9 protein-coding genes are annotated in these 11,950 nt (G+C 36.9%); 4 read left to right on the top strand and 5 right to left on the bottom strand.

Annotated features, from left to right (window positions below; translation table 11 throughout):
• The first annotated feature begins 249 nt into the window (after window positions 1-249).
• From CIL03_RS13855 to CIL03_RS13840, 3 genes are all read left to right on the top strand, one after another.
• Entirely contained in the window at window positions 250-444 is a 195-nt protein-coding gene (locus tag CIL03_RS13855) for a hypothetical protein (RefSeq protein ID WP_094886454.1), read from the top strand.
• A complete protein-coding gene (locus tag CIL03_RS13850) occupies window positions 444-1,049 on the top strand; it encodes an ATPase (protein WP_094886453.1) in 606 nt (201 codons plus the stop codon). The genes CIL03_RS13855 and CIL03_RS13850 overlap by 1 nt, the downstream gene beginning before the upstream one ends.
• Window positions 1,050-1,492: 443 nt before the next feature.
• Entirely contained in the window at window positions 1,493-3,577 is a 2,085-nt protein-coding gene (locus tag CIL03_RS13840) for a thioredoxin domain-containing protein (RefSeq protein WP_094886451.1), read from the top strand.
• 385 nt (window positions 3,578-3,962) lie between these two features.
• On the opposite strand, the gene CIL03_RS13835 is transcribed toward CIL03_RS13840, so the two are convergent.
• From CIL03_RS13835 to CIL03_RS13815, 5 genes are all read right to left on the bottom strand, one after another.
• A complete protein-coding gene (locus CIL03_RS13835) occupies window positions 3,963-4,982 on the bottom strand; it encodes a LacI family DNA-binding transcriptional regulator (protein WP_094886450.1) in 1,020 nt (339 codons plus the stop codon).
• Window positions 4,983-5,003: 21 nt separating this feature from the next.
• On the bottom strand, window positions 5,004-7,355 hold the full coding sequence (locus CIL03_RS13830) for a glycoside hydrolase family 31 protein (RefSeq protein ID WP_094886449.1): 2,352 nt from the start codon (window positions 7,353-7,355) through the stop codon (window positions 5,004-5,006).
• Window positions 7,356-7,402: 47 nt separating this feature from the next.
• The gene (locus tag CIL03_RS13825) at window positions 7,403-8,245 is read right to left on the bottom strand and encodes a sugar ABC transporter permease (protein WP_094886448.1); all 843 of its coding nucleotides are present in this window, start codon (window positions 8,243-8,245) and stop codon (window positions 7,403-7,405) included.
• Between the two features lies 1 nt (window position 8,246).
• Entirely contained in the window at window positions 8,247-9,527 is a 1,281-nt protein-coding gene (locus CIL03_RS13820; protein WP_094886476.1) for a carbohydrate ABC transporter permease, read from the bottom strand.
• A 68-nt stretch (window positions 9,528-9,595) separates the two neighbouring features.
• Window positions 9,596-10,873, bottom strand: coding sequence for an extracellular solute-binding protein (locus tag CIL03_RS13815; protein ID WP_094886447.1), 1,278 nt, complete (start codon window positions 10,871-10,873; stop codon window positions 9,596-9,598).
• A gap of 445 nt (window positions 10,874-11,318) precedes the next feature.
• On the opposite strand from CIL03_RS13815, the gene CIL03_RS13810 reads away from it, so the two are divergent.
• Window positions 11,319-11,900 carry a Uma2 family endonuclease gene (locus CIL03_RS13810; RefSeq protein ID WP_094886446.1) on the top strand — a complete coding sequence of 194 codons (582 nt, stop codon included), beginning with the start codon at window positions 11,319-11,321 and terminating at the stop codon, window positions 11,898-11,900.
• The last annotated feature ends 50 nt before the right edge of the window (window positions 11,901-11,950 follow it).

The following is an 11,950-nucleotide window of genomic DNA, read 5'->3' as shown; positions in this document are numbered from 1 at the left end:
TTAAGTTAGCTCAATCATAACATAGTACTAAATAGTACTCAATAAGAATATCTAAAATTTGACAAAAAAATAAAGCCATCAAAGGCTTTAAAGACTATTTTTACTTATGTAGGTGTCAAACTCCCGACTAGCTTATAGTTTTAGTTAATTCCTTGAAAATAGTTAGATTGTCATTAATATAAATCCTAACGTTTAGATATTATAATTAAACTGGCTATCTGATATAATTTAATAAAGGTGGTGGTCTTTATGTTAAAACAGCCAAATAATGAACCTCAACGAAAATATGGTTGGGTCGATAAGTGGGCTAAAATGACAGGAGAAAGGGCAAGAATTGATGCTAAGGCAAATAACACATATATTGTATACGAAAAAGAAGGAAAGCTTGTAAAAGAATTTCCGAATGGTAAAATTATTCCCTTTCATAAAGATGGTAAATCTTAATGCACTTGCACAGTCCAATATTTTTTGTATTCGCAGGTAATAATGGTAGTGGAAAAAGTACTTTTCGTAATTTAATCATCGATAAAATTGGTTTTGATATTAACATTGATCCGGATGCTATTGCAAGAAGGATAGATCCACAAAATCCTGAGTCAAAAAGGATAACAGCAGGAAAAGAAGTCATAAAATCTGTTAACGAATATATTAAAGAAGGAAAAGATTTTTCTATTGAAACTACACTTGCTGGAAAGAATGCAATTAGGCAAATACAAAAAGCTAAAAAGACGGGTTATGAAATTACTATGTTTTATGTTGCATTAAGTAATGTCAATCAAAATATAGAAAGAGTCGCAATGAGAGTAAAAAATGGTGGGCATCATATTCCTACTGAAGATATCCTTAGAAGAAACCAAACCTCATTTAAACATCTTTATGAGTATGCACACATCATTGATAATCTGGTTTTGATTGACAACAGCAAAGATGACGGGGAAATTGTGTTAGAAATAAATAATGATAAGATTACCTTTGAGTCAAAAAAATTACCTGAATGGTCAATTCCTATATGGAAACAATTTAAAGGAGATTTACCTCATGAAATTTGATTAGAACTGATTCTATATTAAAAAATCAGTTTTTTATTGTCTCGATAACTCATTAATAAAAGCCTCCGTTAATGAAAAAAATTAAGAGGTTAATTATTTAGATTAATTTTCAGAATTAATCTGACGAATTATGGAAAATATCCTTAATTTTTATATAGACAATGGTTATGTTGCAAATAAGAAAAAGTGGGTTAAACCATTTCATTCTACTTTTGAAGCAAACAACAAATTACTTCATGGAAACTTTAACGATTGTGTCAGTAAGCATAAGGAAGTCCTAATGGCTGTAAAAAAAACTTATATGAAAGTTAAGGTTTGAGTCTTGCACTGAAACTATTAATTATTAGACTGTATCTCCAATTCAGGTATTTTTTCGCTTTCAAGGGAAAAAATAATTAAATTAATTAAATGGTAATTTCATTATAAAAATAGAAGGTGGTTCCATGCAATCTAATAATAAACCCACTAAATTAATCCATGAAAAATCCCCCTACCTACTCCAACATGCATACAACCCAGTGAACTGGTATCCATGGGGAGAAGAAGCATTTAAAAAAGCTAAACAGGAAAATAAGCCAATCTTCCTCTCCATCGGCTATTCAACTTGCCATTGGTGTCACGTTATGGCGCATGAATCCTTTGAAGACAAGGAAGTTGCTGCACTATTAAACGAATACTATATCTCAATAAAGGTCGACCGGGAAGAGCGGCCGGATGTGGACTCCGTTTACATGAAGGTTTGTCAGATGATGACAGGCCATGGAGGATGGCCTTTGACCATTTTCATGACACCAGATCAGATCCCTTTCTATGCTGGAACCTATTTTCCGAAAGAAAGTAAATACGGAATGCCTGGTATTATGGACGCACTATCACAGCTTCATGAAAAATATTTAAAGGATTCCGACCATATCGAAGAGGTGACCGAGAGTGTGACCAATGCACTTAACCGAACAATCACAGCCAAAAGCGAAAAGCGTTTGACGCAGGAAACAACCAATACTGCATACCAGCAGCTGGGCAAGAGTTTTGATTTCACACATGGCGGCTTTAGCGGAGCACCAAAGTTCCCTGCACCACAAAATCTGCTGTATTTACTGACATATTATCATTTTACTGGTAAAACTGCTGCACTGAAAATGGTGGAAAGCACTTTGCAGTCTATGGCTGCAGGGGGAATCCATGACCATATAGGCTTTGGATTTGCCCGTTATTCTACGGACGAAAAATGGCTTGTTCCGCATTTTGAAAAGATGCTCTATGATAATGCACTACTTCTGATTGCTTATACTGAATGCTATCAGGTAACGAAAAACCCATTCTATAAGCAAGTCAGTGAGCAGATCATTACATTTGTTGAACGGGAAATGACAAGTAATGATGGTACATTTTATTCAGCAATTGATGCTGATTCAGAAGGTGTCGAGGGTAAATATTATGTCTGGGACCATGAAGAAATTTTCGATGTACTTGGTGAAGGTCTCGGTGAACTATATTCCAGCATTTACGACATTACACCAAACGGGAATTTTGAGGGAAAAAATATCCCAAATCTAATTGAGAGAACTCTGGAATCAGCAGCGTTGGAAAATAACCTATCGGTGGATGAACTTCAGGAAAAACTGGAGAAAGCCCGGTTGAAATTGCTTGAGGCCCGGGAGAAGCGTGTCTATCCGCATGTGGATGATAAGATTTTAACTAGCTGGAATGGGATGATGATTGCAGCACTAGCAAAGGCAGGAAAAGTTTTTGGTGAAAACAAATATCTTCAAATGGCTGAAAAAGCCATGAGCTTTATAGATGAAAAACTTTACCATGAAGGTCGATTAATGGCCCGTTATCGTGATGGAGAGACTAAATATAAGGCATATATTGATGATTATGCATTTCTTTTATGGGGATATATTGAATTATATGATGCTGCATTTTCCGTCAAATATTTGAATAAAGCTCGTAATCTGGCCGACCAGATGATTGAATTATTTTGGGATGAAAAGGATGGCGGTTTTTACTTTAGTGGCAGAGACAGTGTAGCCTTGATTTCCAAAGATAAAGAAGTATATGATGGGGCAATTCCATCCGGCAATAGTGTTGCTTCCGTAATGCTTGTCCGATTGGGTTACCTGACTGGTGTTTCAGCCTATCCCGACAAAACAGAAGAAATGTATTATACATTTTTTGATAAAATCAATAGACAAGCTTCAGCCAGCCCATTTTTTGTGCAAAGCCTGCTGCTTACGGATAACTCAACGAAGGAGGTTGTTATTATCGGATCAGAAAATGATCCCGAGCGACAGAAATTACAGTGGCGGCTTCAAGGTGAATTGTTGCCAAACGTCACCGTTCTTGCAACAGAATCTCCGAATACATTTTCGGGAATTGTTCCTTTTGCAAGCGAATATAAACAAATCAATGGTCAAACAACTGTCTATGTCTGTGAAAATTTTTCCTGTCAGCGTCCAACGACGGATATAGAAGCCGCATTGAAGATGATTTTGACGGAGAATATAGGCGAGGTTGAGAGATAATTCGAATAGTTGATCCAGAAAGGCAGGAAGCGTTCAAAGCAGGATTTGAAATTGCAAAAAAAAGTAAAAGCTGGTGAAATTGATCAGATTTTGTTCTAAGTCAAATCGATGTTCTGGTATTATCAAACTATTGCAAAAACTCGGTTTCCAAAAGGACAGCAAAAATTGATCCCAACCTATGGGAAACATAATGGTGTCAATTTAATATGAACAACAGAAGTACCGACATCACGTAATTTTAATTTCAATTCATTGATCACTCCGTCACCTCTTTCTTTACTCTTATTAATGAAACACTCTTTTTTGAAAAAATTAGAAATAACAACTTAAAAACCGTCCTTTATGGTAACGGAACCCGTTACCTTTATGGACGGTTTTTATAATATCACGGAAGTTTACTCACCGAATCCCGATAAACAATCCGATGCGGGATACTAATCCGTTTCACAGGTTCTGTTTTATTCACTGTTTTCTCAATTAATGCCTTGGCTGATTGCACACCAAGCTCATGTATTTGGATATCAACAGTCGTTAGCGCTGGGCGAATGATTTCAGAAAGATAAACATTGTTGAAGCTGACAAGGGACACATCTCGCGGTACTTTTACACCGGATTCTTCAAGCATGCTCAGTACACCGACACTCATTAAATCATCACTGACAACAATTCCGGTTGGGGGTACCTTTAGTGACAGCAGCTTTTCCACCGCTTCTCTTCCACCAGATTTTAAAAACTCTGTGTGAATCTTGTAGCTGTCAGACACCTCAAGACCAGCTTCCTGCAATGCTGCTTCATAACCTGCTTCACGGTCTATTGTTACAAATAAATCCTTAGAACCCCCAATAAAAGCTATTCTTTCATGGCCACGCTCGATTAGATGTCCTGTTATTTCTTTGCCTGCTGAGAAGTTATCATTATCAACGTGTGTAATTCCGTTCACATTTTCATATGGCTTACCAACGATGACAAAAGGAAATTCCTTTTCAATTAAAAAGTTGGTTACAGGATCATTTAACCTGGAGTAAAGTAAAATTACGCCATCGACATAGCTGCCGAAGACCATGCGCTGAACTTCCTCAAAAATTTCTTCTTCAGTTTGTCCACTGGAAAGTGTTACTGAATATTTCATTTGATGTGTCACAGAACCAATTCCACGCAAAATTTCTGGAAAGAATGGATTCTGTAATGCTTTGTCTGCAGATGATGGCATAATGACACCAATCGCTTTCGTTGATTTGACTACAAGGTTTCGTGCACTTATGTTTGGATGATACCCTAGATCCTTCATTGCTTTTCTGACTTTCTTCTTAGTGACCGGACTGATCCTCGGGTTATCTGCTATCACCCTGGATACAGTAGAGGGAGAAACACCGGTTGCCTTTGCTACATCTTTAATTGTCACCATTCTACACACCCTCTTGCTTTCTTAGATACTTATTTTATGATCATTCCCACGGCTAATTTCACCATCTATTATTACTTTTTGTGTCTTTTCCAGACCAATCACATTCACATCTATTTCTTTATATGCTGGGGTGAAATCACCTTTCTTATTCAGTGCCCTCACTTCAATTACATCAGCTTTTGATACAACTTCTATACCTAATTCAAGGAAGCTGCCCTTTTCATAATCAAATGTTTCTCCGTCATCATCATAATACGTGAAGCGGTAAGTTTCTCCGGAATCTCCGGCATAAATATTCATTTGAATATTTTTAGCGGTTTTATCCTTATTGGAAATCCATTCACCTTGCATAACTGTTGTCCCTTTTTTTACGAAAATAGGCATATTCTCAAGCTCTGCATGGATTAAGTGTGTTTTTTCTCCATCATATACTTCTCCTGTAGAAAATTCCACCCACTCACCCTTAGGCAGATAAACTGCACGATCTGTGACAGCTGGGGCAAGGATTGGTGCAACTATAACATTATCGCCAATCATAAATTGATCATTCAGATTGTAGGTTTTCTCATCTTCCGGAAACTCCATCAATAGTGGACGCATAACAGGAAGTCCTGAAATACTCGCCTGGAAGAATAAGGAGTAAAGCTGTGGCATCCATTCATAGCGCATTTGAATATACTTTTTCATAATGGCTTCATAGGTTTTACCAAATTGCCATGGCTCCTGGTTTACCGTATCCAGAGCTGAATGGTTTCGGAAATATGGTGTGAATGCTCCAACCTGCGTCCAGCGGGTAAGTAATTCTGCATTTGTATCATGTGCAAAACCGCCAACATCTGGACCTGTAAACGGTACACCTGACAGTCCAAGATTCATCACCATAGGCAGGGACATTTGCAAATGCTCCCAGAAACTGCGATTGTCTCCTGTCCAGACAGATGCATACCGCTGCACACCGGCATATCCTGCCCGTGTCAACAGGAATGGGCGTTTCCCACTCAACTGTTCCTTCATGCCTTCATAGGTTGCCTGCCCCATCAGTAGCCCGTAAACATTATGAAGCTCCCGGTGTGTCGTGGGATTGCCATCATTTCGATGCATTACCTCTACATCCATCGTCTTTGTTTCATTAAAAACAGCAGGCTCATTCATATCATTCCAGATACCCTCTACTCCCATATCCGTGTAAAATGCGTGTTTTTCACCCCACCACTTACGGACCTTTTCATCTGTAAAATCAGGGAAAGCACTGGTCCCAGGCCAAACTTCACCAAAATAGGTTTCACCTTCAATATACTTACAGAATTGATCCTGGTTTACACCTTCCTGATAAATCGTGTATTCTGGATCCTTTTTAACACCTGGATCAACGATCGGAACGATGCGAATGCCCATTTCTTTCAAATCAGCGATAAGTTTTTCCGGATTTGGAAACCGTTCCTTATCAAATGTAAATACACGATACCCATTCATATAATGGATATCCAGATGAATCACATCAACCGGGATATCACGATTTACGAAATTCCGTGCCAGTTCACGAACTTCAGCCTCAGTTTCATAGCTGTACCGGGACTGATGATATCCTAATGCCCACTTCGGCGGAATCGGCATCCTTCCTGTTAAATCTGTATATTGTTCCAAAACAGCTTTCGGCTCAGGCCCAGCCATTACATAATAATCAATCTGGCCACCCTCAGCAGAAAAGGAATAATAATCGGATTCTGACTTCATATCAAAAACGGTGCGGAATGTGTTATCAAAAAACACTCCATGCGCTTTGCCCTCTCGCAATGTCATGAAATATGGAATAGACTCATAAAGCGGATCTGTTTCCGGATTATGCGGTGCATACACATCTGTATTCCACATTTCATATTTTTCACCACGCTTATCAAGAAAACCCGATTTTTCACCAAAACCATAGAAATGATCATTTTCCTGCATTTTCTTGAATACTGCTACTTCTCCATTTTCCCTGTAAGCCATACCACGATTACCTTCAGCTACAAGCATACGTCCCTCTGCATCAGTAACTGTTATACGAAATGGGCTTTTTTCAATTCGAAGCTGTAATTTGCTTGTTTTCAACAGAATTATATCTCCTGAAAATTCCTCCATAGCTTTTACTTCATCAGGTGAAACCTTAACAGTATGTGAACGATCAAGTTGAACTTCTCCATGAGGATTCATAACTACACGGGCTATCGAATCGGTATAAAACTGTACGGCGACATTACCATTGTCACATATAAACATATACGTATTATTTGATTTTTTATATTCTAATAAATTTCCAATATCGCGATATACGACCGCAGTCGATTGTTTTTCTTTTCCTGGGTGAATTGCAAAACTAGTATCTTCAAGCATTTCTTTGACTCTCCTTCATCGATGAAGTAATTAATAAATATTTTTTCTTACCCTTTTATTCCACCTGCTGTTAAGCCGGATACGAAATATTTTTGTAATGACAAAAATAATATAGATATTGGCACAGCAATTAAAATACTACCAGCGGCAAACAACGTAAATTCACTGCCATATTGACGTGATACCAGCTCATATAACCCAACAGCAAGTGTATATTGCTCCGGTTGCCGCAGCAGTACTTTTGCTAAAATAAAATCTGTGAATGGAGTAATGAATGAAAAGATTGCAACAACAGCTAGCATCGGCTTAGCTAATGGCATAATTATTTGCCAATAAATTCGAAAATGCCCCGCTCCATCCATACGGGCACTTTCATCTAATTCTTTCGGGATGGTGTCTAAATATCCTTTCAATAACCATGTATTCATCGGAATAGCGCCGCCCATATACAAAAGAATTAAACCTAGATGTGTATTAATTAATCCAGTCACATTTGCTAGAACAAATATAGCAATTAAGGCTGCGAAGTTCGGGATCATTTGCAAAATTAAAAAAGTCACTAAACCATTTTTCCTGCCGACGAATCGATATCGGGAAAATGCAAACGCCATTAAACTAATCGTTAATACAGAAGCAATCATCGTAATGATCGTTACTTTTAACGTATTCCAATACCATGTTATATAGAGACTTTCATCTGGATTAAATAATTCCTTATAATGTTCCCACGTTGGGTTTTTAGGGATAATACTAAAGTTCGATAAACTTGTCCCTGGTGTTAAAGAAGCCCCGAACACCCATACAAGTGGATAGATTATTATAACCGCCATGATAGCTATAATAAAATAGCTTACAGCCAACCTGAGAATTTTCGTAATTTTTGTATTCATATCACATCATATCCTCTTCCTGGAATGACTTAGTTCTTCTAAATTGCCAAATTGCTACAGCAATAACAACCACAGACATAACCATCGTAATTGCAGCAGCCATGCCATATTGCTGTGTAGTCATGGTCAAATTATAGATCCACGAAATTAAAATATCAGTTCCTCCCGCATTTTGACCAGGCACGGCTGGTCCACCACTATTAAATAGGTAAATCACATTAAAATTATTAAAATTAAATGTATATTGAGTAATTAATATCGGTGCTACCGAAAACATTACTAGCGGAAAAGTAATATTGCTAAACTTTTGAAAGACACTTGCTCCATCAACTGTGGCTGCTTCATATAATTCATTCGGTATTGCCTGTAATACGCCAGTAACCATCACAAAAATAAATGGAAACCCTAACCAGGTTTGAATTAAAATTAATGCTATTCTAGTCCACAATACTTCAGTCATCCAAGGGATTGAATCAATACCCAATGCATTCAAAATAACCGTATTTATTGCACCAAATGATTCATTAAACATTCCGGAAAAAATGAGGATGGATACAAATGCCGGAACTGCCCATGGCAGAATAAGAACAGTACGTATTATTGCTTTTCCTTTCAAGTCTTTCTGGTTTACTAAGATTGCCAGGAATATACCAAGTGCAACTTGCAGGGTTGTTGCACCAAACGTCCAAATGACTGTCCAGGCGAAAACACTAATAAAAGTCTCACGCCAAACATCTAATGTAAATAGGTTAGTGAAATTTTGAAATCCAACCCAATCAGATAATTGTGCAGGCCATGTATGATATAAATCATAATTCGTAAATGCTAATAGCAGCACAAAGATAATTGGTAAAATAACAACAAATAACAAAAGGAAGAATCCAGGGGTCAACATTAAATACGGGAATCCATTGTCTATTAGGTTACGGTATTGATTTCGTACAGAATTAAGTTGTTGTCCCATATCTCTTCTTTGTCCATTTTTATATGCATCACGCAAGTTAATGAACATAAAAATAGAAGCCAGCACAAGTAAAAAAATCGCAATTATTCCATAGACCATTAGAAAAATTGAATTATCCCTAGGTAACTGTTCACCAAGTGTAATAATTCCCCATATACCAAGATCGATGAAATCCCAAAACGAAATTAAAAATGATACACCCAGGATTAAAAATAAAGTTCCCTTAAGAATTTGCCGATTATAAAATTGTCCAATCCCTGGAATAATTGAAAGCCATGCAGCAATTTTTCGGTGGTTTGATTTATATACATTATCCACAGAAAGAGACCCCTTTCTTAAAAACACAGGCAGTATTTCAACGAAGAAAATACCGCCTGCAATCACTATTAGTTTCCGCCGCCATGATTCATTTCAATATTTTGATTAATTAAATCAACAGCTTCCTTCAATGCTTCTTTCGGTTCCGCTTTATCAGTAGCAACTGTTTGAACTGCTGCTGCAATTGGATCCCATATTTCAGCCATTTCTGGAACGGATGGCATTGCAATTGCGTTTTGGGATTGTGCCATAACAGCTGCAGCACCTTCATTTTCACTAACCCATTGTTCATCTTCAATTAATGATACTAATGGCGGGATTTCACCAGTTAGGTCATAACGTGTTTTTGCATTTTCTTCATTTGTTACAAATTCCACAAATTTCTGTGCCCATTCTTTGTTTTCAGTAAAGTTTGTAACAAACCAACCTTTAACTCCCATATATGTTCCTACTTCTTCTCCATTTGGTAAAGTTGGCATTGGAGCAATCCCTATATTAATTCCTGAATCACGGTAATCCTTGAATGCCCATGGTCCATTTTGAACTGCAAATGCTTTTCCTTCTTTAAACAGAGCATTCATTTGATCATTTGAATTTTCACCTATTATACCTCTAGGGAATAATCCTTCTTCATACCATTTATTAATATATTCTAATGCTTCTACTGCTTGTTCATTATTTAAACCAATATCAGTTACGTCGTCACCAAAGACATAGGCTCCAAATCCTTCAAAAATACCATGGCTATGATAGAAATCATCCCATATTGCCAAAAATCCGAAATCATCTCCTGAATTAGCTTCTTGAGACAATGTATATACTTCTTCCATTGTTTCCGGTACTTCTGGCAGAAGGTCTTTATTGTATATGAAAACTGTTGTTTCAGTTGCTTTCGGTAAGCCATACAACTCACCTTCATATTTTAGCGACTCAACAGAAGACTCTGTGAACTGACTTAAAATGTCCTCGCTAACTTCGATTGGCGAAATATATCCTTTAACTACTGATGGACCAACCCCATCATGAGACATGGTAACCACATCTGGAGCATTATCTGTGTTACCATCTAATGCTAAATTTTCTTGAATTTCCGTAATGTTATATTCCACATATTCAATTTCTATCCCATGCTCTTCTTCAAACTTTACTGCAGCATCTTCCAATGCGGCTCCTTTATCCTGATCCTCCCAAACAATTAACTTCTCAGGCTTGTCACCCTCTGTACTTTCCGTACTATCTCCCTCACCCGCACCTTCATCTGCTGGTTCAGCATCATCCGGACCACATGCTGTAAGTATTCCGATGATAAGTAACATTGCGAAAATATAAATTAACGACTTTTTCATTCAATTAACCTCCCCTATGTTTTGTAAAAATTAACAATGCTTATTTTATGCAATTTGTGAAATCGTTTGCACAAACATTGTACTTTTATTATACATCGATTTTTTTAAAAAACAAGCTTAAAACTCTTATTCTAATAATATTTATAATTATTGTTATTATAATGGGGTTAACGCTTACAGTTTTAAGAATAAACGCTATTTTAATAGTATAAAAAGGGGCCCTGGATCGAGGTATAATTTGGTTTGGCCATATTTAAAATATTATTTTGTGCAAACGTTTGTTCAAAAGACACATAAAATCTGGTTCTATTTTAATACATGATTATCGAGGTAGATATTTAATATATCTGTTACCCCGCAATTATTTTGTAGCCTTGAATATTGGATTTATCTGGAATAACTTTTCAAATAATGAGATAATAGACTTAGAAAAGGAGCTGTTTTTATGCATCAAAAGAAAACTGATAAAAAGCCATTGATTAAAGAAACCGGGTGGAGTGTTGATGACTATTATCAATTACCTGAGGACGGGAATCAATACGAAATTATTAATGGTCAACTTGATTTAAAGCCTTCTCCAACAACTACCCACCAGCGTGTTTGTCATCGTTTTGTACAGACTTTAACCGATTCGTGTGATAATGACTATATTATTATGCATGCACCTATTGATGTAATCCTATCCGATAATGAAACAAGACAACCCGATATACTTATGATTCACCACAGCCGCGAGCACATAATTGAGGAGCATGCTGTGGTTGGACCCCCGGACTTAGTAATTGAAATCCTCTCCCCAAATAGTGCAAAACGTGATCGTATTATGAAAAAGAATAGCTATGCTTCTTTTGGTGTTTCGGAATATTGGATTGTCGATCATAAAAATCAGTTTATTGAACAATATGTGCTTGCAGCAGATGGACAACCTTATGAATTAGTCAATGTATTTGAAGCTGCTGATGTGGTTTGTTCTGAACATATTCCTTGTGTTGCTTTTATTGTGAAGGATAGCTTGAAAATAAAGTAGGTTTTCATGTTTAGTACAGCTTTTCTGATATAAACTGTTTCAATCTCAAT

Source organism: Virgibacillus indicus, assembly GCF_002266285.1.
In the GTDB taxonomy this organism is placed as follows: Bacteria; Bacillota; Bacilli; order Bacillales; family Amphibacillaceae; genus Virgibacillus_K; species Virgibacillus_K indicus.
Note: the sequence above shows the minus strand (reverse complement) of the source record. Positions and strands in the feature narration are given on the sequence as shown.

Bases quoted from the DNA above. Each gene is read 5' to 3' on its own strand.
- CIL03_RS13835 (WP_094886450.1), bottom strand. From the start codon at position 4,982: ATGGTGACAATTAAAGATGTAGCAAAGGCAACCGGTGTTTCTCCCTCT.
- CIL03_RS13840 (WP_094886451.1), top strand. From the start codon at position 1,493: ATGCAATCTAATAATAAACCCACTAAATTAATCCATGAAAAATCCCCC.
- CIL03_RS13810 (WP_094886446.1), top strand. From the start codon at position 11,319: ATGCATCAAAAGAAAACTGATAAAAAGCCATTGATTAAAGAAACCGGG.
- CIL03_RS13830 (WP_094886449.1), bottom strand. From the start codon at position 7,355: ATGCTTGAAGATACTAGTTTTGCAATTCACCCAGGAAAAGAAAAACAA.
- CIL03_RS13855 (WP_094886454.1), top strand. From the start codon at position 250: ATGTTAAAACAGCCAAATAATGAACCTCAACGAAAATATGGTTGGGTC.
- CIL03_RS13850 (WP_094886453.1), top strand. From the start codon at position 444: ATGCACTTGCACAGTCCAATATTTTTTGTATTCGCAGGTAATAATGGT.
- CIL03_RS13815 (WP_094886447.1), bottom strand. From the start codon at position 10,873: ATGAAAAAGTCGTTAATTTATATTTTCGCAATGTTACTTATCATCGGA.
- CIL03_RS13825 (WP_094886448.1), bottom strand. From the start codon at position 8,245: ATGAATACAAAAATTACGAAAATTCTCAGGTTGGCTGTAAGCTATTTT.